The organism is Serratia sp. CY81684, assembly GCF_052166595.1.
Lineage (GTDB): Bacteria > Pseudomonadota > Gammaproteobacteria > Enterobacterales > Enterobacteriaceae > Serratia > Serratia nematodiphila.
In genome coordinates, this window is the sequence record NZ_JBJNOO010000009.1 from 95,452 (window position 1) to 120,072 (window position 24,621).

The following is a 24,621-nucleotide window of genomic DNA, read 5'->3' on the forward strand; positions in this document are numbered from 1 at the left end:
AGATGTATTGACGTCTATCAATCCTGCGATTACTCTTTAGGCCTCATCCACCGAACCGAGAGCCGAGCGAGCCCATGACGCGTAAACCAGCCACGATTGCCGTACGCAGCGGCCTGAACGACGACGAACAGTACGGCTGCGTTGTCCCGCCGATTCATTTGTCCAGCACCTATAACTTTACCGACTTCAACCAACCCCGAGCCCATGACTACTCGCGCCGCGGCAACCCGACGCGCGACGTAGTGCAGCGCGCGTTGGCGGAGCTGGAAGGCGGCGCCGGCGCGGTGATGACCGGCAGCGGGATGTCGGCGATCCATCTGGTGACCACCGTGTTGTTGAAGCCCGGCGATCTGCTGGTGGCGCCGCACGACTGCTACGGCGGCAGCTATCGGCTGTTCGACAGCCTGAGCAAGCGCGGCGCCTATCGCGTGCTGTTCGTCGATCAGGGTAATGAAGAAGCCCTGCAGCAGGCGCTGGCGCAAAAGCCGAAGCTGGTGCTGATAGAAAGCCCCAGCAATCCGCTGCTGCGGGTGGTGGACATCGCGGCGATCTGCGCTGCCGCGCATGCGGCGGGCGCGTTGACGGTGGTGGACAACACCTTCCTCAGCCCGGCCCTGCAACAGCCGATCGAACTCGGTGCCGATCTGGTGGTCCATTCTTGCACCAAATACCTGAACGGGCATTCGGACGTGGTGGCCGGGGCGGTGATTGCCAAAGATCCCGAGCTGGCGGTCGAGCTGGCCTGGTGGGCGAACAACATTGGCGTGACCGGCGGCGCGTTCGACAGTTATCTGTTGCTGCGCGGCATGCGCACGCTGTCGCCGCGCATCAAGGCGGCGCAACAAAACGCTGAAGCGATTGTTGACTATTTACAGCAGCAACCGCTGGTGAAAAAGCTGTATCATCCCTCCCTGCCGGAGAATCCGGGGCATGAGATCGCCCGCCGTCAGCAGCGCGGTTTCGGCGCGATGCTGAGTTTTGAACTGGACGGTGATGAAGCGGTGCTGCGCCGTTTTCTCTCTGCCCTTGAGCTGTTTACTCTGGCAGAATCGTTGGGCGGCGTAGAAAGCCTGATCTCGCATGCAGCGACCATGACTCACGCCGGCATGGCGGCGGAGGCGCGGGCAGCGGCCGGCATCTCCGAGAGCCTGCTGCGCATTTCCGTGGGTATTGAAGACAGTGAAGATTTGATTGCCGATCTGGAACGCGCTTTCCAGGCGGCGGCAACGAGGTAAGCATGAATGCAATTGCTGTAGCAGGGCCGGTGAGCGGGCGTCAACTGCACAAGTTTGGCGGCAGCAGTCTGGCGGATGTGAAGTGTTATCTGCGTGTGGCCGGGATTATGGCGGAATACAGCCAGCCGGGCGACATGATGGTGGTATCGGCCGCCGGCAGTACCACCAACCAGTTGATCAACTGGCTGAAGCTCAGCCAGAGCGATCGCCTGTCTGCACACCAGGTGCAGCAGACGTTGCGTCGCTATCACAGCGAGCTTATCAGCGGCCTGTTGCCGCCGGAAAGCGCCGAGCCGCTGATCGCCGAGTTCATTCAGGATCTGGAACGTCTGGCGGCGCTGCTGGACGGCAACGTCGACGAGGTATGCTATGCCGAAGTGGTCGGGCACGGCGAGATCTGGTCGGCGCGCCTGATGGCGGCGGTGCTTAATCAGCTGGATATGCAGGCGGCCTGGCTGGACGCGCGTGATTTCCTGCGCGCCGAGCGCGCCGCGCAGCCGCAGGTGGATGAAGGTCGTTCTTACCCGCTGCTGCAGCAATTGATGGCTCAACATCCGGGCAAACGCCTGGTGGTGACCGGCTTCATTTCGCGCAACGACGCCGGGGAAACCGTGTTGTTGGGGCGTAACGGCAGCGACTACTCCGCCACTCAGGTCGGCGCGTTGGCCGGCGCTGCGCGCGTCACCATCTGGAGCGATGTGGCCGGGGTATACAGCGCCGATCCGCGTAAGGTGAAAGACGCCTGCCTGCTGCCGCTGCTGCGTCTGGACGAAGCCAGCGAGCTGGCGCGCCTGGCGGCGCCGGTATTGCACACCCGTACCCTGCAGCCGGTCTCCGGCAGCGATATCGATCTTCAGCTGCGCTGCAGCTATCAGCCGGAGCAGGGCTCGACGCGCATCGAGCGCGTATTGGCGTCCGGCACCGGCGCCAAGATTGTCACCAGCCACGACGATGTGTGCCTGATTGAACTGCACGTCGCCGCTCAGCATGACTTCAAACTGGCGCAGAAAGAGTTGGATCTGGTGCTCAAGCGCGCGCAGATCAAACCGCTGGCGGTGGGCATCCACCCTGACCGCAACCTGGTGCAGCTGTGTTACACCTCCGAGGTGGTCAACAGCGCGCTGGTGACGCTGCAGGCCGCGGCGCTGCCAGGCGAGCTGCGCCTGCGTGAAGGGTTGGCGCTGGTGGCGATGGTCGGCGCCGGGGTGTGCAAGAACCCGCTGCACAGCCACCGTTTCTATCAGCAGTTGAAAGATCAGCCGGTCGAGTTCATCTGGCAGGCGGAAGATGGCATCAGCCTGGTGGCGGTATTGCGCCAGGGGCCGACCGCGCTGCTGATCCAGGGGTTGCACCAAAGCCTGTTCCGCGCCGAGAAGCGCATCGGTCTGGTGCTGTTCGGCAAGGGCAATATCGGGTCACGCTGGCTGGAGCTGTTCGCCCGTGAGCAGACCCATATCTCCGCGCGCAGCGGCTTCGAATTTATCCTGGCGGGGGTGGTGGACAGCCGCCGCAGCCTGCTGAACTATGACGGGCTGGACGCCAGCCGCGCGCTGGCATTCTTTGAGGACGAAGCGCAGGAGCTGGATGAAGAATCGCTGTTCCTGTGGATGCGCGCGCACCCGTTCGACGATCTGGTGGTGCTCGACGTGACCGCCAGCGAAGAGCTGGCCGGGCAGTATCTGGATTTCGCCAGCTACGGTTTCCACGTGATCAGCGCCAACAAGCTGGCGGGGGCCTCGTGCAGCGACAGCTATCGCCAAATTCGCGACGCCTTCGCCAAAACCGGCCGCCACTGGCTTTACAACGCCACCGTCGGCGCCGGCCTGCCGGTCAACCACACGGTGCGCGATCTGCGCGACAGCGGCGACAGCATTCTGGCGATCAGCGGCATCTTCTCCGGCACGCTCTCCTGGCTGTTCCTGCAGTATGACGGCACGGTGCCGTTCACCGAGCTGGTGGATCAGGCCTGGCAGCAGGGGCTGACCGAACCGGATCCGCGAGTCGATCTCTCCGGCCAGGACGTGATGCGCAAGCTGGTGATCCTGGCGCGCGAAGCGGGCTACGACATCGAACCGAACCAGGTGCGGGTCGAGTCGCTGGTGCCGGCGGGCTGCGAGCTGGGCTCTGTCGATCAGTTCTTCGAGAACGGTGAGGCGCTGAACCAGCAGATGCAGCAGCGCTTTGAGGCCGCCAGCGAAATGGGCCTGGTGCTGCGCCACGTGGCGCGTTTCGACGCCAACGGCAAGGCGCGGGTCGGCGTGGAGGCGGTGCGCCCTGAGCATCCTCTGGCCTCGCTGCTGCCGTGCGACAACGTGTTCGCCATCGAAAGCCGCTGGTATCGCGATAATCCGCTGGTGATCCGCGGGCCGGGCGCCGGCCGCGACGTCACCGCCGGCGCGATCCAGTCAGACCTTAACCGATTGGCGCAGCTGCTTTAATCCTCTGCGGGCGCGGGTTCACCGCGCCCTTTTGCTTTTCCTGCCATACTTATCCTTGTCGCTATCATGAAATTTCCTCTTTGAGCGGGTGAGGATTAATCATCTTATTCCCCTCATTTTCCTGTTGACTCTTTAGCCAACATGCGGCATTTTCTATCTAGACGTCTAAACGTATAGACGCTCATCAAGATGAAATAAAAACAGTGATCGATAAGAGGTGAGCAGGGTATGAGTTTTTTCCACGCAAACCAGCGGGAAGCGCTGAATCAGAGTCTGGCGGAGTTGAACGGCCAGATTAACGTATCATTCGAGTTCTTCCCGCCACGCACCAGCGAGATGGAAGAGACCCTGTGGCAGTCGATCGATCGTCTGAGCATCCTCAAGCCTAAATTCGTTTCCGTCACCTACGGCGCCAACTCCGGCGAGCGCGATCGCACCCACAGCATCATCAAAGGGATCAAGGAGCGCACCGGCCTGGAGGCGGCGCCGCACCTGACCTGCATCGACGCCAGCCCGGCGCAGCTGCGCGACATCGCGACCGATTACTGGAACAGCGGCATCCGCCATATCGTGGCGCTGCGCGGCGATCTGCCGCCGGGCGGCGGCAAGCCGGACATGTACGCGACCGATCTGGTGGCGTTGCTGAAAGACGTGGGCGACTTCGATATTTCCGTCGCCGCCTACCCGGAAGTGCACCCGGAGGCGAAGAGCGCGCAGGCCGATTTGATTAACCTGAAACGCAAGATTGACGCCGGTGCCAGTCGCGCGATTACCCAGTTCTTCTTCGACGTTGAGAGCTACCTGCGCTTTCGCGACCGCTGCGTCGCCGCCGGTATCGACGTGGAAATCGTGCCGGGCATTCTGCCGGTATCCAACTTCAAGCAGCTGCAGCGCTTCGCCACCATGACCAACGTGCGGGTGCCAAGCTGGATGACCAGCATGTTCGAAGGGCTGGACGACGATGCGGAAACCCGCAAAATGGTCGGCGCCAACATCGCCATGGACATGGTGAAGATCCTCAGCCGCGAAGGGGTGAAAGATTTCCACTTCTATACGCTGAACCGCGCCGAGATGAGCTATGCCATCTGCCACACGCTGGGCGTGCGACCGGTGGCCGCCGCCTGACGGGCTTGCTCCATTGAAAAAGGGCGCCGCTTTACCGCGGCGCCCTTTTTTTGTGGGGGAGACATAAAAAAAACGGCCCCGGTAAACGGGGCCGCGATGAGGCTCACTAGCCGGTGTTGCGCATCCCGGCGGCGACGCCGGCGATGGTCACCATCAGAGCCTGCTCCACGCGGGCGTCGGGCTGCTCCTGCTGGCGCGAACGGTGCAGCAGTTCGGCCTGCAGGACGTTCAGCGGGTCGGTATAGACGTTACGCAGCGCGATGGATTCGGCGATCCACGGCAGGTCTTCCATCAGGTGCGCATCGTTGGCGATGGTCAGCACTACCTTGATGTCGCTTTCCAGCTGATCGCGCAGCTGTTGGCCCAGCGGCCACAGCGATTTATCCACCAGGCGCTGATCGTAGTATTCCGCCAGCCACAGGTCGGCTTTGGCGAACACCATTTCCAGCATGGCGATGCGGGTGGAGAAGAACGGCCAATCGCGACACATCGCCTCCAGCTCCGCCTGCTTGCCGGCTTTCACCGCTTCCTGCAATCCGGCGCCGGCGCCGAGCCAGGCCGGCAGCATCAGGCGGTTCTGCGTCCAGGCGAAGATCCACGGAATGGCGCGCAGGCTCTCTACGCCGCCGTTCGGCTTGCGCTTGGCTGGGCGCGAGCCCAGCGGCAGTTTGCCCAGCTCCAGCTCCGGCGTGGCCGCGCGGAAGTAAGGCACGAAGTCCGGGTTTTCACGCACATAGCCGCGGTACATCCGGCAGGAGGTGTCGGACAGGTCGTCCATCAGCGCCCGCCATTCTTTCTTCGGTTCCGGCGGCGGCAGCAGGTTGGCCTCGAGGATCGCGCCGGCATACAGCGCCAGGCTGCTGATGGTGACTTCCGGCAGGCCGAACTTGAAGCGGATCATCTCGCCCTGTTCGGTGACGCGCAGGCCGCCCTTCAGGCTGCCCGGCGGCTGCGACAGCAGCGCCGCATGCGCCGGAGCGCCGCCGCGGCCGATGGAGCCGCCGCGGCCGTGGAACAGCGTCAGCGCCACGCCGGCCTTTTCACAGGTTTTGATCAGCGCGTCCTGTGCGCGGTACTGCGCCCAGGAAGCCGCCATCACGCCGGCGTCTTTCGCCGAGTCGGAATAGCCGATCATCACCATCTGTTTGCCCTGGATGAAGCCGCGATACCAGTCGATATTCAGCAACTGGGTCATTACGTCGTCGGCGTTGTTCAGGTCGTCGAGGGTTTCGAACAGCGGGGCGACCGGCAGCGCGAACGGGCAGCCGGCCTCTTTCAGCAGCAGGTGCACCGCCAGCACGTCGGAAGGCGTGCGCGCCATCGAAATCACGTAGGCGGCGATCGAGCCCTGCGGCGCTTCGGCGATCACCCGGCAGGTTTCCAGCACTTCCTGCGTGTCGGCGCTCGGTTGCCACTTCAGCGGCACCAGCGGGCGTTTGGAGTTCAGTTCGCGGATCAGGAACGCCTGTTTATCGGCTTCCGACCAGCTTTCATAGTCGCCCAGCCCCAGATAGCGGGTCAGCTCGGCGATGGCTTCGGTATGGCGGGTGCTTTCCTGGCGCACGTCGATGCGCACCAGCGGCACGCCGAAGCAGCGCACGCGGCGCAGGGTATCCAGCAGTTGACCGTTGGCGATGATGCCCATGCCGCAGGCCTGCAGCGACTGGTAGCAGGCATACAGCGGCTCCCACAGCTGCTCGTTGTTCACCAGCAGGTCGTGCGGTTTCAGCACGCGCTCGCCCTTCAGGCGGCCTTCCAGATAAGCCTGGGAACTCATCAGCTGGCTGCGCAGTTGCTTCATGATTTCGCGGTACGGCTCCTGCACCTCATCGCCGCCGGCGCGGGCGCGCAGCTCCGGGGTGCATTCGGTCATCGACAGCTCAGAGACCAGCACCTGGATGTCGCGGGTGAACAGGTCGCAGGCTTTCCAGCGGCTGAGCAGCAGCACATGGCGGGTAATTTCGGCGGTGACGTTCGGGTTGCCGTCGCGATCGCCGCCCATCCAGGAGGTGAAGCGCACCGGCACCGCTTCCACCGGCAGGCTGTAATCGATGGAGTTTTCCAGCTGTTCGTTGAATTCGCGCAGGAACGCCGGCACGCCTTCCCACAGGCTGTTTTCCACCACCGCAAAGCCCCATTTGGCTTCGTCGATCGGGGAAGGGCGGTGTTTGCGAATTTCATCGGTGTGCCACGACTGGGCCACCAGCTGACGCAGGCGGCGCATGATCTTGTTGCGCTCGTAGTCGGCCAGATCGTTGTGATCGAGCTGGCTGAGGCAGGTGTTGACCTCCACCAGCTTGTGGATCAGGGTGCGGCGGGTGATCTCCGTCGGGTGCGCCGTCAGCACCAGCTCGATGGAGAGTTGCGATACCGCGTGCTGCAGCTCTTTGTCGCTGAGCTTTTTGTCTTTGAGACGGCTGAACAGTTGAGCCAGCGCTTCCGGGTTGCTGGCGGCCTCGCCGTTGGGCGAAATGCTGTGGTACTGCTCGGCGACGTTGGTCAGGTTGAGGAACTGGCTGAAGGCGCGCGCCACCGGCAGCAGCTCGTCGTTGGACAGGTTCTGCAGGGTGGAGAGCAGCTCCTGGCGATGCGCTTCGTTGCCGGCGCGTGAGGATTTGGAAAGCTTACGGATGGTCTCAACGCGATCGAGAATATGCTCGCCCAGCGCTTCTTTGATGGTATCGCCGAGCAATTTGCCGAGCATACTGACATTACTGCGCATTGCCGAATATTGTTCGTTCATATAACCCCTGACCCAGTTCTGTATGATTTTTATCTTGTAAATAAATTTCACGCGTCAGGCGCAGACCGCCTGCCTGATCACATCGCGTTCCTGTCCAATCGTCAATTGACACTATTTTTAGCAAAAAAACATCAAAATCGGCGCATTTTCTGAAATTTAATTACGGCGCGTCGGTTATCAGCACGGCTTATTTCGCCGTTTTCTACTTATTTTGAGTTAGGGGAAGCATAAAGCATTTCCCCTGTTAAATATCGGGTTTATTGCCGGCAAAAATGTGTGACCAGCTGGCCCAGCAGTTTACGCGTCGGTTCGATAAACGCGGTGTCGATGTATTCGTCCGGCTGGTGGGCCTGATCGATGGAACCGGGGCCGAGCACCAGGGTCGGGCATACCTGTTGCACGAACGGCGCCTCGGTACAGTAGTTGACCACCTGCGTGCGGGTGCCCAGCAGCTCCTCGATCACCGCCACCATGCGGTGGTCGGTCGGGCACTCGTAGCCCGGCACCGACGCGTGCAGCTCTTCGATGGTCAGGCGGCCCGGCCAGCGTTGGCTCACCGGCTCCAGCGCCTGATGCATCAGTTCGTTGATGTTGTCGAGCGTCATGCCGGGCAGCGGGCGGATATCCAGGTGCAGCTCGCAGCAGGCACAGATGCGGTTGGCCGCGTCGCCGCCACTGATATGGCCGAAGTTCATGGTGGGATAAGGCACGGCGAACGCCGGATTGTTGTAGCGCTCCTGCAGGGTCTTGCGCAGTTCCATCAGGCGGCCGATGGACTCGTGCATCAGATCGATGGCGTTGACGCCGCGCGCCGGATCGCTGGAGTGGCCGGACTGGCCGACGATGCGAATGGCGTTGGCCATATGGCCCTTGTGCGCGCGCACCGGCTGCAGCGAGGTCGGCTCGCCGATGATGGCGAAATCCGGACGAATGGCGGTGGAGGCGGCGAAATAACGCGCGCCGGCCATCGTCGTTTCTTCATCTGCGGTGGCTAAAATGTACAGCGGCTTGGTCAGCTTGCTCGCGTCGATATCGCGCACCGCATCCAGAATAAAGGCGAAGAAGCCTTTCATGTCGGCGGTGCCCAGCCCGTAGAGCTTGTTGTCGTGCTCGGTCAGGGTGAAGGGATCGCGCGTCCAGCGGCCTTCGTCGTAAGGCACCGTATCGGTATGGCCGGCCAGCAGCAGGCCGCCGCTGCCTTCACCAATGCTGGCCAGCAGGTTGAATTTGTGGCGCGACTCCGGCACCGGCTGTACGTCGACGCGAAAGCCCAGGTCGGCAAACCATCCGGCCAACAAGTTGATTAACGCCTCATTGCTCTGATCGAGGCCGGCATCGGTGGCGCTGATTGACGGAGTGGCGATCAACGCCCGGTACAGCTCAATAAATGGAGGTAATTTCATCTTCACTGTTGACAGCCTTTGGTTAGGATAGTATCAATATTCATGCATTTATTTTGAATAAAAATACAGTTAGCCGAAGCGTAAGGGAACCCGATGCCCGGATGTTTATAAAAGCATCAACGCCTGGCTCCGTGGGTGAACGGCGCAACAACGCTGGCTAGCCCTGTTACCTGGGTCGCAAGCGACCGCACGTCAGTTTAGAAGGTGAAAGGCCACATGTTGAATACGCTGATCGTTGGTGCCAGCGGTTACGCCGGAGCGGAGCTCACGGCTTACCTGAATCGCCACCCACACATGAACATAACCGCTTTAGCGGTTTCAGCGCAAAGTGCAGATGCAGGAAAGTTGCTTTCCGATCTCCATCCCCAGTTGAAAGGCATCGTCGATCTGCCGCTGCAGCCGTTGACCGACGTCGCCAAGGCGGCGCAGGGCATCGACGTGGTGTTCCTCGCCACCGCCCATGAAGTCAGCCACGATATCGCACCGGCTTTCCTGGCGGCGGGCTGCGTGGTGTTCGATCTGTCCGGCGCCTTTCGCGTGCAGGACGCCGGTTTTTATAGCCAGTACTACGGTTTCGAACATCAGCATGGCGCCCTGCTGGAGCAGGCGGTGTACGGCCTGGCGGAGTGGCAGAGCGACAAGATCAAACAGGCGCAGCTGATCGCGGTGCCGGGCTGTTACCCGACGGCGGCGCAGCTGGCGCTGAAACCGTTGATCGAAAAGCAACTGCTGAACCTCGACCAGTGGCCGGTGATCAACGCCACCAGCGGCGTCAGCGGCGCCGGGCGCAAGGCCAGCATGACCACCAGTTTCTGCGAAGTGAGCCTGCAGCCGTACGGTATTTTCACTCACCGGCACCAGCCGGAGATCGCCGCGCACCTGGGCGTGCCGGTTATCTTTACGCCGCACCTGGGTAATTTCCCTCGCGGCATTCTTGAAACCATCACCTGCCGCCTGAAAGCCGGCGTGACCGCGCAGGACGTGGCCGCCGCCTATCATGCCGCCTATGACGACAAGCCGCTGGTGCGGCTGTACGACCAGGGCGTGCCGGCGCTGAAAGCGGTGGTGGGGCTGCCGTTCTGCGACATCGGTTTTGCGGTGCAGGGCGAGCATCTGATCGCCGTGGCAGTGGAAGACAATCTGCTGAAAGGCGCGGCGGCGCAGGCGGTGCAATGCCTGAATATTCGTTTCGGCTTCCCGGAAACCCAATCACTCCTTTAAACCAGCGTGAGTAAACAGCAATGAACCCGTTAATTATCAAGTTAGGTGGCGTGTTATTAGACAGTGAAGAAGCGCTGGAGCGTCTGTTTACCGCGTTGGACAGCTATCGGCAGCAGCACCAGCGCCCGCTGGTGATCGTGCACGGCGGCGGCTGCGTGGTGGACGAACTGATGAAGCAGCTCGCTTTGCCGGTGGTGAAAAAGAACGGCCTGCGCGTCACGCCGGCCGATCAGATCGACATCATCACCGGCGCGCTGGCCGGCACCGCCAACAAAACGCTGCTGGCGTGGGCGATTAAGCATCAAATCAACGCCGTTGGCCTGAGCCTGGCGGACGGCGGCAGCGCAGTCGTGACCCAGCTCGATCCGGCATTGGGCCACGTCGGCAACGCGCAGCCCGGCTCGCCCGCGCTGCTCAATACCCTGCTGGGCGCCGGCTACCTGCCGGTTATCAGCTCCATCGGCATCACCGCCGAAGGGCAGTTAATGAACGTGAACGCCGATCAGGCGGCGACGGCGCTGGCGGCGACGCTGGGGGCGGATCTGATCCTGCTGTCGGACGTCAGCGGCATCCTCGACGGCAAGGGCCAACGCATTGCGGAAATGACGGCGCAAAAAGCGGAACAACTGATCGCGCAAGGCATCATCACCGATGGTATGGTGGTGAAGGTGAATGCGGCGCTCGACGCCGCCCGCACCCTCGGCCGCCCGGTGGATATCGCCAGCTGGCGCCATGCCGATCAGCTTCCTGCTTTGTTTAACGGCGTGTCGATTGGCACCCGGATCCTCGCTTAATTTTAGAATTAGAAAGGAATAGATCATGCAAAACCAAGGCATCAAAAAAATCGTTCTGGCGTACTCCGGCGGCCTGGATACCTCGGCCATCATTCCATGGCTGAAAGAGAACTACGGCGGCTGTGAAGTGGTGGCGTTCGTGGCGGACATCGGCCAGGAGCGCAGCGATCTGGAAGGCGTGGAGCAAAAAGCCCTGCAGTCCGGTGCCTCTGAATGTCACGTGGTCGATCTGCGTGAAGAATTTATCCGCGATTACGTTTATCCGGTGCTGCAGACCGGCGCCCTGTACGAAGGCAGCTACCTGCTGGGCACCTCGATGGCGCGGCCGATCATTGCCAAGGCGCAGGTCGAGTTGGCGTTGAAAGTGGGCGCGGACGCGCTGTGCCACGGCGCAACCGGCAAAGGCAACGATCAGGTGCGTTTCGAAACCACCTACACCGCGCTGGCGCCGCAGCTGAAAGTGGTGGCGCCGTGGCGTGAGTGGAACCTGCGTTCCCGTGAAGCGCTGCTGGATTACCTGAAAGAGCGCAACATCCCGACTACCGCGTCGCTGGAGAAGATCTACAGCCGCGATGAGAACGCCTGGCACATCTCCACCGAAGGCGGCGTGCTGGAAAGCCCGTGGAATGCGCCGAACAAGGATTGCTGGGTATGGACTGTCGATCCGCAGGAAGCGCCGGATCAGCCTGAGCAGGTGACCGTCACCGTTGAGAAAGGCCGCGTCGTGGCGGTTAACGGTAAAGCGCTGTCGCCGTACCAGTGCCTGGAAACCCTGAACGCGCTGGGCGCCAAGCACGGCGTCGGCCGTATCGACATCGTGGAAAACCGTCTGGTGGGCATCAAATCCCGCGGCTGCTATGAGACCCCAGGGGGCACCATCATGGTGGCGGCGCTGCGCGCCATCGAGCAGCTGGTGCTGGATCGCGACAGCTTCAAATGGCGCGAGCAGCTGGGCCTGGAGATGTCCTATGTGGTGTACGACGGCCGTTGGTTCGCGCCGCTGCGCCGCTCGCTGCAGGCCTCTGCCGAAGCATTGGCTGAAGAGGTGAACGGTGAAGTGGTACTGCAGCTGTACAAAGGCCGGGTGACGGCGACCCAGAAAAAATCCGCCAACAGCCTGTACTCCGAAGAGTTCGCCACCTTCGGCGAAGACGAAGTTTACGATCACAGCCACGCGGGCGGCTTTATCCGCCTGTTCTCTCTGTCTTCACGCATCCGCGCGTTGAACGAGAAAAAGAATAAATAACCGATTGGCGTGACTCTGCAAGGGCGCAGCATGCTGCGCCCTTTCGCATAAAAATTCAGGAGTAAAGGTATGGCACTTTGGGGCGGACGGTTCACTCAGGCAGCGGATCAGCGGTTCAAGCAACTCAACGATTCGCTGCGGTTCGATTATCGCCTGGCGGAGCAAGATATCGTGGGCTCGGTGGCCTGGTCGAAGGCGCTGGTGACCGTTAACGTGTTGACGGCAACGGAGCAACAGCAGCTGGAGCAGGCGCTGAATGCCTTGCTGACGGAAGTCCAGGCCGATCCTTTGGCGATCGTCCAAAGCGATGCCGAAGACATCCACAGCTGGGTGGAGCAGAAGTTGATCGAGAAGGTCGGCGATTTGGGCAAGAAGCTGCACACCGGCCGCAGCCGCAACGATCAGGTCGCGACCGATCTGAAGCTGTGGTGCAAACAGCAGATCGGCGATCTGCATCAGGCGATCGTCCAGCTGCAGCAGGCGCTGGTGGAGACCGCCGAAGCCAACCAGGATGCGGTGATGCCGGGGTATACCCACCTGCAACGCGCGCAGCCGGTGACTTTCGCGCACTGGTGCCTGGCCTATGTCGAGATGCTGGCGCGCGATGAAAGCCGCCTGCAGGATACCCTGAAACGGCTGGACGTCAGCCCGCTGGGCAGCGGCGCGCTGGCCGGCACTGCTTATCCTATCGATCGCGAGCAACTGGCCGGCTGGCTGGGCTTCGCCTCGGCGACCCGCAACAGCCTGGACAGCGTATCCGATCGCGATCACGTGTTGGAACTGCTGTCCAACGCCGCCATCAGCATGGTGCACCTGTCGCGCTTCGCCGAAGATCTGATCTTCTTCAACAGCGGCGAGGCGGCGTTTGTCGAGCTGTCCGACCGCGTGACCTCCGGCTCTTCGTTGATGCCGCAGAAGAAAAACCCGGACGCGCTGGAGCTGATCCGCGGCAAGTGCGGCCGCGTACAGGGCGCGCTGACCGGCATGATGATGACGCTGAAAGGCCTGCCGCTGGCGTACAACAAAGACATGCAGGAAGACAAAGAAGGGTTGTTCGACGCGCTCGACACCTGGATGGACTGCCTGCAGATGGCGGCGCTGGTGCTGGACGGCATTCAGGTGAAGCGCCCGCGCTGCCAGGAAGCGGCGGAGCAGGGCTATGCCAACGCCACCGAGCTGGCGGATTACCTGGTCGCCAAGGGCGTGCCGTTCCGCGAAGCGCACCATATCGTCGGTGAGGCAGTGGTAGAAGCGATTCGCCAGGGCAAACCGCTGGAAGCGCTGCCGCTGGCGGATTTGCAGCAGTTCAGCGCGACGATCGCTGACGATGTCTACCCGATCCTGGCGTTGCAATCCTGCCTGGACAAACGTGCGGCCAAAGGCGGCGTCGCGCCGCAGCAGGTCGCCGCGGCAATCGCCGCAGCGAAACAGCGTTTGGCTTAACGACGACAAGGGCGGCCTGGCGCCGCCCTTGAAGCTCTACCCCGCCAGGCGGGCGCACAGATAACGGTTCAGGCTCACGCCTTCCTCCATCGCGCCAATCGCCAGCCGGCGATGCTGTTCCGGCGTCATGCGCAACACCAGTTTTCCGCTGAAGTTCTTTTCCGCCAGCGCCTGCGGCGGCGTTTCGCCTTGCGCCAGCATATCGGCGATCGTTTCGCTCACCACTCTTTCGATGCCCTCCAGTGCGCCAGTACGCGTGGCGGCCAGCCAGGACAGCGAGGGGAATTCGGCGCACAGCCCGACATATTCACGATCTTGCGCTGACCAGGTGATGCGATAGGTATAGTGTTCATGCTTTTCCATGCTCTTCCTCCATTCTGGTTCTGCCCTCCATTTTGGTATCATTATTGATATCACTTCAATGCCAAAGCATAAAAAATGCGTGCAGGAGGGCCGTGAGGCAAGAGGAGGGAGGCAAATGTGGAAAGTGCTGCGCAAAAAAACCGGGCCTGAAGGCCCGGTGGGTATGAACGGAGAAGGAGGCGTTATTCGCCCGGGCAGCGCTGGCAGCGCTCGATTTCGGCCGCGCCGAGTTTGAGCTTCGCCTGCAGGTCGCGCAGCGCGGTGCGCAAGCCTTCTTCGATCACTGGATGATAGAACGGCATGTCCAGCATCTGATCGACGGTCATCTGCTGCTGGTGCGCCCAGGCCAACAGATGCGCAATGTGTTCGGCGTCCGGGCCGATCATTTCCGCACCGAGGAAACGGCCGGTGCCCTGTTCGCCGTAAACGTGCAGAACACCCTTGTTGCGCAGCATCACCCGAGAGCGGCCCTGATTCTCAAACGAGACCTTGCCCACTTCAAAACAGCCGCAGGCGCTGAACTTCTCGCTCAGCTCGCGGAAGGTCGAGCCGACCATGGCGATCTGCGGATCGGAGAACACCACCGAAATCGCGCTGCGGCGCAGACCCGGATTGATCTCCGGGAAGCTGCCGGCGTTGGCGCCGGCGATGCGCGCCTGATCGCTGGCCTCATGCAGCAGCGGCAGCTGGTTGCTGGCGTCGCCGGCGATGAAGATATGCGGCACGCTGGTTTGCATTGTCAGGCGGTCGGCCAGCGGCACGCCTCGGGCGTCGAGCTGCAAACCGGTGTTTTCGAGGCCCAACCGATCGACGTTGGGGCGGCGGCCAGTGGCGGCCAACACGTAGTCCACCAGGATCTCCTGCGGTTGGCCCTGCAGATCCCGATAGCGGATAAACACCTTGTTGCCTTCGCGCTGCATCATCTCCACTTTCACGTCGGCGTCGAGATAGAACTCTTCCCCCAGCGTTTTCGCGGCGTAATCGCGCACGGCGCTGTCGGTGAGCGGCCCGACGGCGCCGCCGATGCCGAAGACCCGGGTGTCGACCCCGAGGCGGTGCAGCGCTTGCCCCAGTTCCAGCCCGATGACGCCGGGGCCGAACACCGCTACGGACTGCGGCAAATCATCCCAGTTGAACAGATCGTCGTTGACGATCAGGCGATCGCCCAGTTCGTTCCACGGCGCCGGCCAGCTGGGGCGGGAGCCGGTGGCGATCACGATGCGCTGCGCCACAATGCGCGTATGCTCATCGACCTGCAGCGTGTTGTCGTCGATAAAGCGGGCATAGCCCTGAATTTTGTCGCCGGCCGGGATCTCGTCCACGCCTTCCAGCACGAAGCCGACGAAACGATCGCGTTCGCGTTTGACGCGAGCCATCACCTCGCGCCCGTCAATGCGCGTTTTGCCGGTTGGGTGCACGCCAAAGCCCGGTGCACGTTCGATTTGATGCACCGCTTCGGCGGCGGCGATCAATAATTTGGATGGCATGCAGCCAACGCGCGCACAGGTGGTGCCATAAGGCCCACCTTCGATCATCACCACGCTGGGGGTAGACAGTTTGGCCGCGCGATAGGCGCCGAGCCCTGCGGTGCCGCCGCCGATGACCGCGACATCAACGTTCAACAGTTTCATATCCGCTCCTGAAAGGTAAAAAAAAGGCGGGCCGTAGCCCGCCAAAGTTCACGTTGGCTTTGTTATTACTTATTAAGCTGACAGGAAGGTTTCCAGATCGTCGCTGCCGCCGATGTGACGGCCGCCGATGAATACCTGCGGCACCGTGGCGCGGCCGCTGACGGCGCGCAGGCTGACGGTGGTGGCGTCTTTGCCCAGCACGATCTCTTCATACTGAATGCCGCGCTCTTGCAGCATCTGCTTGGCTTTGGCGCAGAATGGGCAGCCCGGTTTGGTGAACAGGGAGACCGATTCCTGCACTTTGAATTCCGGCGCCAGGTATTTCAGCATGGTGTCGGCGTCGGACACTTCAAACGGGTCGCCCGGCTTGTTTGGTTCGACAAACATTTTCTCGACCACGCCGTCGCGCACCAGCATCGAGTAGCGCCAAGAGCGTGGACCAAAGCCCAGATCCGCTTTCTCGACCAGCATGTTCATGCCTTTGGTGAATTCACCGTTGCCGTCCGGCACGAAAGTGATGTTTTCCGCATGCTGATCGGCTTTCCAGGCGTTCATCACGAAGGTGTCGTTCACCGAGACGCACAGAATGCTGTCGACGCCGTGTTGTTTGAATACGCTGGACAGCTCGTTGTAACGCGGCAGATGGCTTGAAGAGCAGGTCGGCGTAAACGCGCCCGGCAGCGAGAACACGATAACGGTTTTGTTTTTGAACAGGTCATCAGTGGTCACATCAATCCATTGGTCGCCCTGACGGGTGTGGAAAGTAACCTGAGGAACTTTCTTGCCTTCTTGACTGGTAAACATTGATTAACCCCTTAATTAGGAAAAGTAATTTTTAGCATTTAGCGCGATATCGCTTCGTTGGGACACATTATTGTCGCTGGGGCTTGATAGATCTAATCGCTCATTGCTATCTTATCTATCGCCATGAGCTATCATGGAATGGAGGGAAACAATGAATATTCGTGATTTAGAGTATCTGGTCGCCTTGGCCGAGCACCGGCACTTCCGCCGCGCGGCCGATTCATGCCATGTAAGCCAACCCACGCTGAGCGGGCAGATCCGCAAGCTGGAAGACGAGTTGGGCGTCATGCTGCTCGAGCGCACCAGCCGCAAGGTGCTGTTCACCCAGGCGGGTCTGTTGCTGGTGGAGCAGGCGCGTACCGTGCTGCGCGAAGTGAAAGTGTTGAAGGAGATGGCCAGCCAGCAGGGCGAAGCCATGTCCGGGCCGCTGCACATCGGCCTGATCCCGACCGTGGGGCCTTATCTGCTGCCGCAGATCATACCGACACTGCACAAAACCTTCCCGAAACTGGAAATGTACCTGCATGAAGCGCAAACCCACCAGCTGCTGGCGCAACTCGACAGCGGCAAACTGGACTGCGCCATTCTGGCGTTGGTGAAGGAAACCGAGGCGTTTATCGAAGTGCCTCTGTTCGATGAACCGATGAAGCTGGCGGTGTATTCCGATCACCCGTGGGCGCAGCGTGAGCGCGTGGCGATGCCGGATTTAGCGGGAGAGAAGCTGCTGATGCTGGAAGATGGTCACTGCCTGCGCGATCAGGCGATGGGCTTCTGCTTCCAGGCGGGCGCGGACGAAGATACCCACTTCCGCGCCACCAGTCTGGAAACGTTGCGCAATATGGTCGCTGCCGGCAGCGGCATTACCCTGCTGCCGTCACTGGCGGTGCCGCCGCAGCGCGAACGCGACGGCGTGTGCTATCTGGATTGCTACAAGCCGGAACCGAAGCGCACCATTGCGTTGGTGTATCGCCCCGGTTCCCCACTGCGCAGCCGTTATGAGCAATTGGCCGAAGCGATCCGCGAGCACATGCAGGGCTACATCGACAGCACGTTAAAACAGGCGGTTTAAGCCGTTAAGCGCCGCCACCCGGTAGGCTTCGGCCATGGTCGGATAGTTGAAGGTCGTATTAACGAAATACTCGATAGTATTGCCTTCACCTTTCTGTTCCATGATCGCCTGGCCGATGTGGATGATCTCCGCCGCACGCTCGCCGAAGCAGTGGATCCCAAGGATCTGCAGGGTGTCACGATGGAACAGGATTTTCAGGCTGCCGACGTTCATCCCGGCTATCTGCGCGCGCGCCAGATGCTTGAACTGGGCGCGGCCCACTTCATACGGCACCTTCATCGCGGTCAGTTCCTGCTCGGTTTTGCCGACGGAGCTGATTTCCGGAATGGTGTAGATGCCGGTCGGGATATCTTCGATTAGGTGACCGCTGGCTTCGCCGGAGGCGATCGCCTGTGCCGCGATGCGGCCCTGATCATAGGCGGCGGAAGCCAGGCTCGGATAGCCGATCACGTCACCGACCGCATAGATGTGCGACAGCGCGGTCTGATACATGCTGTTCACCTTCAGCAACCCGCGGCTGTCCGACTCCAGACCGACGTTCTCCAACCCCAACGAATCGGTGTTGCCGGTACGGCCGTTGGCGTACAGCAGGCAGTCCGCTTTCACCTTCTTGCCGGACTTCAGGTGCACGATCACGCCGTCTTCGGTGCCTTCGATCTTCTCGAATTCTTCGTTGTGGCGGATCACCACGCCGTTGTTCCAGAAGTGATAAGAGAGCGAATCCGACATCTCCTGATCGAGGAACGCCAGCAGCCGATCGCGGGTGTTGATCAGATCCACCTTGACGTTCAGGCCGCGGAAGATAGACGCATACTCGCAGCCGATCACCCCGGCGCCGTAAATGATCACGTGGCGCGGCTCATGGCTCAGCTCGAGGATGGAGTCGCTGTCGTAGATGCGCGGGTGATTGAAATCGACGCTGGCCGGATGGTAAGGGCGCGAGCCGCAGGCGATCACGATGTGGTCGGCGCGGATGGTGTCCTGGGTGCCGTCCATGTAGCTGACGCTGACGGTGTTGGCGTCGATGAAGCGCGCGTCGCCGGCGAACAGCTTGCACTGGTTCCGCTCATAGAACCCTTGGCGCATGCGGGTCTGCTGGCTGATGACGTTATCGGCGTGGCGTAAAATGTCAGGGAAGGTCGCGCTAAGCGTGCGCGAATTGTTGTAAAGCGGGTTCTGGTTGAATTCGATAATGCGGCTGACGGCGTGGCGGAGGGCTTTGGAAGGGATGGTGCCCCAATGGGTACATCCGCCGCCTACGTTGTTGTACCGTTCGATAACGGCCACGCGGGCGCCCTGTTTCACCAGCCCCATGGCGGCACCTTCACCACCAGGGCCCGAGCCAATCACTATGGCATCAAATTGATAGTGCTGTTGCATGTAGGAGAGACCTGTTTTTTTATACAAGATTACAACGGTATCTTAACATCATAGCGCTGCTCACCCAATCACCATTAGGCTTTTTGAGTCAAAGCACAATCGGCTCAGGGCGGAAGTGTGATAGAGCGCGTTAGTATAAATGCTGTTGCAATAAAATTTGCTATATTGCCGAGTCTAGGGCGTTAGACTGAGAGAATGGAACCTATCCGGATATGCATATGGGCGTCAGAGCACAACAAAAAGAACGGACTCGTCGTTCCCTGATCGAAGCCGCATTCAGCCAGCTGAGCGCCGAACGCAGCTTCGCCAGCCTGAGCCTGCGGGAAGTTTCACGCGAGGCGGGCATCGCGCCCACGTCGTTTTACCGCCATTTCCGCGACGTGGATGAGCTGGGGCTGACCATGGTAGATGAAAGCGGCCTGATGCTGCGTCAGTTGATGCGCCAGGCGCGCCAACGCATCGCCAAGGGCGGCAGCGTGATCCGCACCTCGGTGTCCACCTTTATGGAATTTATCGGCAACAACCCGAACGCCTTCCGCCTGCTGCTGCGCGAGCGCTCCGGCACGTCGGCGGCATTTCGTGCGGCGGTGGCGCGCGAGATCCAGCATTTCATCGCCGAACTGGCGGACTACCTCGAGTTGGAAAACCACATGCCGCGCAGCTTTACCGAAGCGCAGGCGGAAGCGATGGTCACCATCGTGTTCAGCGCCGGCGCGGAAGCGCTGGATATCGACGTCGAGCAGCGGCAGCAGCTGGAAGAAAGGCTGGTGCTGCAGCTGCGGATGATCTCCAAAGGGGCGTATTACTGGTATCGTCGCGAACAAGAAAAAGCTTCTGTGTCCCACGTATAAAAAAGGTAAAAAATGATGGAAAAACCAGGCCGTGAAAATGGCACCTTACTGCTGGCGTTGATTGCCGGCCTTTCGATCAACGGTTCCTTTGCCGCGCTGTTCAGCTCGGTGGTGCCGTTTTCGATCTTCCCGCTGATTGCGTTGGTGCTGGCGGTGTACTGTCTGCATCAGCGTTACCTGAACCGCGCCATGCCGGACGGCATGCCGAAGCTGGCGGCGGCCTGCTTCCTGCTGGGGCTGTTGATGTACAGCGCCATCGTGCGCGCCGAATACCCGCAGATCGGCTCCAACTTCCTGCCGTCGGTGATCTGTGTGGCGCTGGTGCTGTGGATCGGGGTCAAGCTGAAGGCGCGCAAGGCGCTGGATGCGCCGACTCAAGAGCCGTAATGAAGCGGGGCGCCATCATGGCGCCCCTGTCGTATCAGCGGTGTTTTTCCAGCAACACGCCGCATTCCATGTGATGGGTATACGGGAACTGGTCGAACAGCGCCAGGCGGCTGATCCGGTGCGTGGCCTGCAGCGTTTCCAGGTTGGCGCACAGCGTTTCCGGATTGCATGAAATATACAGAATGCGCGGGTAAGCCTGCACCATCTTCACCGTTTCCGCGTCCAGCCCGCTGCGCGGCGGATCGACGAAAATCGTCTCGCAGTTGTAGCCGCTCAGATCGATGCCTTTCAACCGGTTGAATTCGCGTACTCCGTTCATCGCCTGGGTGAAGTCTTCCGCCGCCATGCGGATGATCTGCACGTTGTCGATATGGTTGGCGGCGATGTTGTACTGCGCCGCCGCCACCGACGGCTTGGCGATCTCGGTCGCCAGCACGCGCTCGAAATTGCGTGCCAACGCCAGCGAGAAGTTGCCGTTGCCGCAGTACAGCTCCAGTAAATCGCCTTTGGAACCGGCGGTGACCGCCAGCGCCCATTCCAGCATCTGCACGTTCATGGCCGCGTTGGGTTGAGTAAAGCTGTTTTCCACCTGGCGGTAGATCATATCGCGGCCGGCGACCGTCAGCACTTCGTCAACATAATCCTGGTCGAGCATGATTTTGGTCTTCGACGCCCGGCCGATCAACTGCAGGTCGAAACCCTGCGCGCGCAGCTCGTCGCGCAGTTGCTCGGCGCGCTGCTGCCAAGCGTCATCCAGCTTGCGGTGATACAGCAGCGAGGCGATGATTTTGCCGCTTTGCGTCGACAGATAATCTATCTGGAACAGTTTGTGGCGCAGGATCGGCTCCGGCTTCAGCGCGGCGATCAGGGCGCTCATCAGGCGGTTGATCAGTTCGCTGGCGGCCGGGAATTGATCGACGCGAATACGCTGCTTGGTCTGCTGATCGAACATGATGTGATACATGTCGTCCGCGTCGTGCCAGATGCGGAACTCGGCGCGCATGCGGTAGTGGTCGACTGGCGAGCGGAACACTTCCGGCTCGGGCGCCGCGAACGGTGACATCAACGTCTTGAGGCGGGCGACTTTCTCCGCCAGTTGGTCATCGTAACGTTCAATAGGCAAATTCTCGGGCGTCATGTGTTTCTTCTCGTCAGGCAAATTTGATCAGCGGGGATTGTAGGGAATCAGCCCGTGAAGTCCAGTTTTGTCGCGTTTATTATTTGTAACATTAGTAGCAGTCTAGACATCTATTTGCATTGATCGTAGCATTGCCGTCCGGCCTCAAGCAGCGAGTGAAAAGGGAATCCGGTGTGAATCCGGAGCTGACGCGCAGCGGTAAGGGGAAGTCACGGCGATAGCGTTTCGACGCAGACACTGTCCACTGCAGGATGGGAAGTCATCGCCCGTTGCCGGTCGCGCCCCGCGGCCCGCAAATCCCAAGCCCGAAGACCTGCCGGTGTTACGTCGCAATGTCCGTGGCCGTCGCGAACTACCGGCCATGATCCTGCGGCATCCGCCAATTAAGTTTGGATGCTTTTTTCATGACAATTACAAAAAATACGCTGCTGGCGGTGGTCTCCTCCGTCACGGCTTTTTCTGGATGGGCGCAAGACAACACCACAGCCACGAATGGTGATAACCTGGTGGTGACCGCCAACCGCTTCCCGCAGCCGGTTTCTTCCGTGTTGGCGCCGACCTCCGTCGTCACCCGTAACGATATCGATCGCTGGCAGGCCAAGAGCCTGACCGACGTGATGCGCCGTTTGCCAGGCGTGGACATTGCGCAGAATGGCGGCCTGGGGCAGCAAAGTTCGTTGTTTATTCGCGGCACCAATTCCAGCCATGTGCTGGTGTTAATTGACGGTATTCGCCTTAATCAGGCGGGCGTCAGCGGCTCTTCTGACCTTAGCCAAATCCCGATTTCGTTGGTGCAGAAAGTCGAATACATTCGCGGCCCGCGTTCGGCGGTATACGGTTCCGACGCCATCGGCGGCGTGGTCAACATCATTACCACGCGTGAAAAGAACGGCACCACGCTGGCTGCCGGCGTCGGCTCCAACGGCTATCAATCCTATGACGCGTCGACTCAACAGCAGCTGGGCGACAGCACCGTGGCGACGGTGGCGGGGAACTACACCTATACCAAAGGGTATAATGTTGTCGCGAACTTGCCGGACAGCTTCGGCAATCCTGCACAGCCTGACCGCGACGGCTTTATGAGCAAATCTCTGTATGGCGGCATTGAGCACAAGTTCAATGAGGCGTTCAGCGGCTTTGTTCGCGGTTATGGTTATGACAATCGCACGGCCTATGACGGTAATTACAGTTATTCGGATCCGGCGCACTTAGATGCGTTGCCTGACACTCGCCAACTCTATAGCCAAAGCTGGGATAGCGGTCTGCGCTATCAGGACGGCATCTATGCTACGCAGTTGATCGCGAGCTATAGCCATACCAAAGACTATAACTACGATCCCAAATACGGCCCTTATTCTGCGTCTGCAACCCTGGATGACTCCACGCAATACAATGTGCAGTGGGGCAATACGTTCCAGGTTGCTCAAGGCCATATCAGTACGGGTGTCGATTGGCAGAATCAGAAAATCGAGCCAGGTACGGCTTACATCACTGATAGCAAGAGCCAACGTAATACCGGGCTTTATCTGACGGCGCAGCAACAAGTGGATGCCTTTACTTTGGAAGGTGCTGTGCGCGGTGACGATAACTCGCAGTTTGGTTGGCATGGCACTTGGCAAACCAGCGTGGCCTGGGAATTTGTTGAGGGCTATCGTGCCATCGCGTCTTATGGTACTGCGTTTAAAGCGCCAAATTTGGGGCAGCAATACGGCAGCTTTGGCGGCAACCCGGATTTGAAACCGGAAGAAAGTAAACAGTGGGAAGGGGGCTTTGAGGGGCTGACCGGCCCGGTCACCTGGCGCGTTACCGGTTATCGCAATGATATAGATAATCTGATCAGCTATGCATCAAGCGGCTCAGGTTCAGCCTATTACAATGTTAATCAGGCAAGGATTAAAGGTGTTGAAGCGACGGCGTCTTTTGATACCGGCCCGCTGACGCATCAGATTGGTTACGATTATGTCGACCCGCGCAACGCAAAAACTAACGAAGTGCTGTTGCGTCGTGCCAAACAGCAGGTGAAATATGAGCTGGACTGGCAGCTGTATGACTTTGATTGGGCGGTAACCTACCAGTATCTGGGAGAGCGCTACGACGGTGATTACAGCGGCTACACCACGCGTACGGTTAAACTTGGCGGCGTGAGCCTGTGGGATCTCGCAGTTTCGTATCCGGTCACATCTCATCTGACAGTTCGTGGTAGAATTGCCAACCTGTTTGATAAAGATTATGAGACGGCCTATGGCTACGCTACTCCAGGAAGAGAATACTACCTCACTGGAAGCTATACCTTCTAACAGCACCGCCACACCTCGCCCGACGGTGCTGGTTTTTGATTCCGGCGTCGGCGGGCTGTCGGTGTATCAGGAGATTCGGCAGTTGCTGCCGGATCTCCACTATATATACGCGTTCGACAACGTGGCGTTCCCCTACGGCGAGAAGTCCGAAGAGTTTATCGTTGAGCGCGTGCTGGAGATTGTCGGCGCGGTGCAGCAGCGTCATCCTCTGGCGATTGTCGTCATCGCCTGCAACACCGCCAGCACGGTCTCCTTGCCGGCCCTGCGCGAGCGTTTCAGTTTCCCGGTCGTGGGCGTGGTGCCCGCCATCAAACCGGCGGCTCGTCTTACCGTCAACGGCATTGTCGGCCTGTTGGCGACCCGCGGCACCGTACAGCGCAGCTACACCCATGAGCTGATTTCCCGGTTCGCCACCGATTGCAAGATTGAGCTGCTGGGCTCTTCTGAACTGGTGGAGCTGGCGGAAGCCAAGCTGCATGGCGAAGCCGTGCCGCTGCCGGTGCTGAAGAAGATCCTGCATCCGTGGCTGAGCATGCGCGAGCCGCCGGATACGGTCGTGCTGGGCTGCACCCATTTCCCTCTATTAGCTGAAGAGCTGATGCAGGTGTTGCCGGAAGGCACCCGGTTGGTGGATTCCGGCGCGGCGATTGCCCGCCGCACCGCCTGGCTCATCTCTACGCAGGAAAGCCTGGTCTCGAGCCAGGAAGAGAATCTGGCGTATTGCATGGCGTTAAATGAAGATACTGACGCTTTATTGCCCGTTTTGCAGGGCTACGGCTTTAAATCGTTGAAAAAACTGCCGCTTTAACGGTGTTTTGGTTAAACATTCAACGGTTGGAAAAAATATTGAAATTAGGGGTTGCGGCTCGCCGAGAACTCCCTATAATGCGCCTCCACTGACCGGGAACAACGACTGACAAGCCGCCGGGTCAGTGAGAAGAAAGCGAAATAAACGCTTGACTCTCCGGGCGAAAAGCGTAGTATACGCAGCCCGCGCCGATGAGTTTCTCGGCACTGCTCTTTAACAATTTATCAGACAATCTGTGTGGGCAC

At 60.2% G+C, this 24,621-nt stretch carries 19 protein-coding genes and 1 riboswitch; of the genes, 12 read left to right on the forward strand and 7 right to left on the reverse strand.

Annotated features, from left to right (window positions below; genetic code table 11):
- The first annotated feature begins 74 nt into the window (after positions 1 to 74).
- The 3 genes from metB (at position 75) to metF (ending at position 4,798) form a co-directional block, all read left to right on the forward strand.
- Positions 75 to 1,235 (forward strand): cystathionine gamma-synthase, encoded by a 1,161-nt coding sequence (gene metB, locus ACJ8QF_RS23605; protein WP_015379413.1) that lies wholly within the window; start codon positions 75 to 77, stop codon positions 1,233 to 1,235.
- A 2-nt stretch (positions 1,236 to 1,237) separates the two neighbouring features.
- Positions 1,238 to 3,673, forward strand: coding sequence for a bifunctional aspartate kinase/homoserine dehydrogenase II (locus tag ACJ8QF_RS23610; protein ID WP_442537900.1), 2,436 nt, complete (start codon positions 1,238 to 1,240; stop codon positions 3,671 to 3,673).
- A gap of 228 nt (positions 3,674 to 3,901) precedes the next feature.
- Entirely contained in the window at positions 3,902 to 4,798 is an 897-nt protein-coding gene (gene metF / locus ACJ8QF_RS23615; protein WP_004931071.1) for a methylenetetrahydrofolate reductase, read from the forward strand.
- A 106-nt stretch (positions 4,799 to 4,904) separates the two neighbouring features.
- Here the strand turns inward: metF and ppc are convergent, their stop codons facing one another.
- Together ppc and argE are read right to left on the reverse strand one after the other, a co-directional pair.
- Complete coding sequence (ppc, locus tag ACJ8QF_RS23620; RefSeq protein ID WP_015379411.1) at positions 4,905 to 7,541, reverse strand: phosphoenolpyruvate carboxylase; 2,637 nt, start codon at positions 7,539 to 7,541, stop codon at positions 4,905 to 4,907.
- A 257-nt stretch (positions 7,542 to 7,798) separates the two neighbouring features.
- The gene (argE, locus tag ACJ8QF_RS23625) at positions 7,799 to 8,944 is read right to left on the reverse strand and encodes an acetylornithine deacetylase (protein ID WP_004931068.1); all 1,146 of its coding nucleotides are present in this window, start codon (positions 8,942 to 8,944) and stop codon (positions 7,799 to 7,801) included.
- A 216-nt stretch (positions 8,945 to 9,160) separates the two neighbouring features.
- On the opposite strand from argE, the gene argC reads away from it, so the two are divergent.
- The 4 genes from argC to argH all read left to right on the forward strand — a co-directional run bounded on the left by argC (position 9,161) and on the right by argH (position 13,648).
- On the forward strand, positions 9,161 to 10,165 hold the full coding sequence (argC, locus tag ACJ8QF_RS23630) for an N-acetyl-gamma-glutamyl-phosphate reductase (protein ID WP_025304655.1): 1,005 nt from the start codon (positions 9,161 to 9,163) through the stop codon (positions 10,163 to 10,165).
- 20 nt (positions 10,166 to 10,185) lie between these two features.
- Positions 10,186 to 10,959: an acetylglutamate kinase gene (gene argB / locus ACJ8QF_RS23635; RefSeq protein WP_015379408.1), complete on the forward strand. Its 774-nt coding sequence runs from the start codon at positions 10,186 to 10,188 to the stop codon at positions 10,957 to 10,959.
- Between the two features lie 25 nt (positions 10,960 to 10,984).
- Positions 10,985 to 12,205 carry an argininosuccinate synthase gene (locus ACJ8QF_RS23640; protein ID WP_442537901.1) on the forward strand — a complete coding sequence of 407 codons (1,221 nt, stop codon included), beginning with the start codon at positions 10,985 to 10,987 and terminating at the stop codon, positions 12,203 to 12,205.
- A gap of 69 nt (positions 12,206 to 12,274) precedes the next feature.
- Positions 12,275 to 13,648 (forward strand): argininosuccinate lyase, encoded by a 1,374-nt coding sequence (gene argH / locus ACJ8QF_RS23645; protein WP_015379406.1) that lies wholly within the window; start codon positions 12,275 to 12,277, stop codon positions 13,646 to 13,648.
- Between the two features lie 36 nt (positions 13,649 to 13,684).
- On the opposite strand, the gene ACJ8QF_RS23650 is transcribed toward argH, so the two are convergent.
- The 3 genes from ACJ8QF_RS23650 to ACJ8QF_RS23660 form a co-directional block, all read right to left on the reverse strand.
- Positions 13,685 to 14,011, reverse strand: coding sequence for a type II toxin-antitoxin system HicB family antitoxin (locus ACJ8QF_RS23650; RefSeq protein ID WP_004931057.1), 327 nt, complete (start codon positions 14,009 to 14,011; stop codon positions 13,685 to 13,687).
- A gap of 182 nt (positions 14,012 to 14,193) precedes the next feature.
- Positions 14,194 to 15,642: a dihydrolipoyl dehydrogenase gene (locus ACJ8QF_RS23655; protein WP_004931053.1), complete on the reverse strand. Its 1,449-nt coding sequence runs from the start codon at positions 15,640 to 15,642 to the stop codon at positions 14,194 to 14,196.
- A 72-nt stretch (positions 15,643 to 15,714) separates the two neighbouring features.
- Positions 15,715 to 16,446: a glutathione peroxidase gene (locus tag ACJ8QF_RS23660; RefSeq protein ID WP_004931051.1), complete on the reverse strand. Its 732-nt coding sequence runs from the start codon at positions 16,444 to 16,446 to the stop codon at positions 15,715 to 15,717.
- A 151-nt stretch (positions 16,447 to 16,597) separates the two neighbouring features.
- On the opposite strand from ACJ8QF_RS23660, the gene oxyR reads away from it, so the two are divergent.
- Complete coding sequence (oxyR, locus tag ACJ8QF_RS23665; RefSeq protein WP_004931048.1) at positions 16,598 to 17,515, forward strand: DNA-binding transcriptional regulator OxyR; 918 nt, start codon at positions 16,598 to 16,600, stop codon at positions 17,513 to 17,515.
- On the opposite strand, the gene sthA is transcribed toward oxyR, so the two are convergent.
- Complete coding sequence (sthA, locus tag ACJ8QF_RS23670; protein WP_004931047.1) at positions 17,498 to 18,895, reverse strand: Si-specific NAD(P)(+) transhydrogenase; 1,398 nt, start codon at positions 18,893 to 18,895, stop codon at positions 17,498 to 17,500. The two genes, oxyR and sthA, sit on opposite strands and share 18 nt — an antisense overlap.
- A 218-nt stretch (positions 18,896 to 19,113) precedes the next feature.
- Here sthA and fabR point away from each other — a divergent pair, with 218 nt between their 5' ends.
- On the forward strand, positions 19,114 to 19,746 hold the full coding sequence (gene fabR, locus ACJ8QF_RS23675; RefSeq protein ID WP_004931044.1) for an HTH-type transcriptional repressor FabR: 633 nt from the start codon (positions 19,114 to 19,116) through the stop codon (positions 19,744 to 19,746).
- Between the two features lie 15 nt (positions 19,747 to 19,761).
- A complete protein-coding gene (locus ACJ8QF_RS23680; protein WP_004931042.1) occupies positions 19,762 to 20,133 on the forward strand; it encodes a YijD family membrane protein in 372 nt (123 codons plus the stop codon).
- 34 nt (positions 20,134 to 20,167) lie between these two features.
- On the opposite strand, the gene trmA is transcribed toward ACJ8QF_RS23680, so the two are convergent.
- Positions 20,168 to 21,271 carry a tRNA (uridine(54)-C5)-methyltransferase TrmA gene (trmA, locus tag ACJ8QF_RS23685; protein WP_442537902.1) on the reverse strand — a complete coding sequence of 368 codons (1,104 nt, stop codon included), beginning with the start codon at positions 21,269 to 21,271 and terminating at the stop codon, positions 20,168 to 20,170.
- A 122-nt stretch (positions 21,272 to 21,393) separates the two neighbouring features.
- Positions 21,394 to 21,606: riboswitch (cobalamin riboswitch) on the forward strand.
- Between the two features lie 69 nt (positions 21,607 to 21,675).
- Here trmA and btuB point away from each other — a divergent pair.
- Together btuB and murI are read left to right on the forward strand one after the other, a co-directional pair.
- Positions 21,676 to 23,568 carry a TonB-dependent vitamin B12 receptor BtuB gene (gene btuB, locus ACJ8QF_RS23690; protein ID WP_131165399.1) on the forward strand — a complete coding sequence of 631 codons (1,893 nt, stop codon included), beginning with the start codon at positions 21,676 to 21,678 and terminating at the stop codon, positions 23,566 to 23,568.
- Positions 23,513 to 24,376, forward strand: coding sequence for a glutamate racemase (gene murI, locus ACJ8QF_RS23695; RefSeq protein ID WP_033631312.1), 864 nt, complete (start codon positions 23,513 to 23,515; stop codon positions 24,374 to 24,376). Before btuB ends, murI begins: the two co-directional genes overlap by 56 nt.
- The last annotated feature ends 245 nt before the right edge of the window (positions 24,377 to 24,621 follow it).

What these genes read in the sequence shown, in the direction of transcription:
- oxyR (WP_004931048.1), top strand. Translation starts at nt 16,598, where the DNA reads ATGAATATTCGTGATTTAGAGTATCTGGTCGCCTTGGCCGAGCACCGG.
- argC (WP_025304655.1), top strand. Translation starts at nt 9,161, where the DNA reads ATGTTGAATACGCTGATCGTTGGTGCCAGCGGTTACGCCGGAGCGGAG.
- trmA (WP_442537902.1), bottom strand. Translation starts at nt 21,271, where the DNA reads ATGACGCCCGAGAATTTGCCTATTGAACGTTACGATGACCAACTGGCG.
- sthA (WP_004931047.1), bottom strand. Translation starts at nt 18,895, where the DNA reads ATGCAACAGCACTATCAATTTGATGCCATAGTGATTGGCTCGGGCCCT.
- fabR (WP_004931044.1), top strand. Translation starts at nt 19,114, where the DNA reads ATGGGCGTCAGAGCACAACAAAAAGAACGGACTCGTCGTTCCCTGATC.
- ppc (WP_015379411.1), bottom strand. Translation starts at nt 7,541, where the DNA reads ATGAACGAACAATATTCGGCAATGCGCAGTAATGTCAGTATGCTCGGC.
- ACJ8QF_RS23655 (WP_004931053.1), bottom strand. Translation starts at nt 15,642, where the DNA reads ATGAAACTGTTGAACGTTGATGTCGCGGTCATCGGCGGCGGCACCGCA.
- argE (WP_004931068.1), bottom strand. Translation starts at nt 8,944, where the DNA reads ATGAAATTACCTCCATTTATTGAGCTGTACCGGGCGTTGATCGCCACT.
- ACJ8QF_RS23650 (WP_004931057.1), bottom strand. Translation starts at nt 14,011, where the DNA reads ATGGAAAAGCATGAACACTATACCTATCGCATCACCTGGTCAGCGCAA.
- ACJ8QF_RS23680 (WP_004931042.1), top strand. Translation starts at nt 19,762, where the DNA reads ATGGAAAAACCAGGCCGTGAAAATGGCACCTTACTGCTGGCGTTGATT.
- murI (WP_033631312.1), top strand. Translation starts at nt 23,513, where the DNA reads ATGGCTACGCTACTCCAGGAAGAGAATACTACCTCACTGGAAGCTATA.
- argB (WP_015379408.1), top strand. Translation starts at nt 10,186, where the DNA reads ATGAACCCGTTAATTATCAAGTTAGGTGGCGTGTTATTAGACAGTGAA.
- metF (WP_004931071.1), top strand. Translation starts at nt 3,902, where the DNA reads ATGAGTTTTTTCCACGCAAACCAGCGGGAAGCGCTGAATCAGAGTCTG.
- ACJ8QF_RS23610 (WP_442537900.1), top strand. Translation starts at nt 1,238, where the DNA reads ATGAATGCAATTGCTGTAGCAGGGCCGGTGAGCGGGCGTCAACTGCAC.
- metB (WP_015379413.1), top strand. Translation starts at nt 75, where the DNA reads ATGACGCGTAAACCAGCCACGATTGCCGTACGCAGCGGCCTGAACGAC.
- ACJ8QF_RS23660 (WP_004931051.1), bottom strand. Translation starts at nt 16,446, where the DNA reads ATGTTTACCAGTCAAGAAGGCAAGAAAGTTCCTCAGGTTACTTTCCAC.
- ACJ8QF_RS23640 (WP_442537901.1), top strand. Translation starts at nt 10,985, where the DNA reads ATGCAAAACCAAGGCATCAAAAAAATCGTTCTGGCGTACTCCGGCGGC.
- argH (WP_015379406.1), top strand. Translation starts at nt 12,275, where the DNA reads ATGGCACTTTGGGGCGGACGGTTCACTCAGGCAGCGGATCAGCGGTTC.
- btuB (WP_131165399.1), top strand. Translation starts at nt 21,676, where the DNA reads ATGACAATTACAAAAAATACGCTGCTGGCGGTGGTCTCCTCCGTCACG.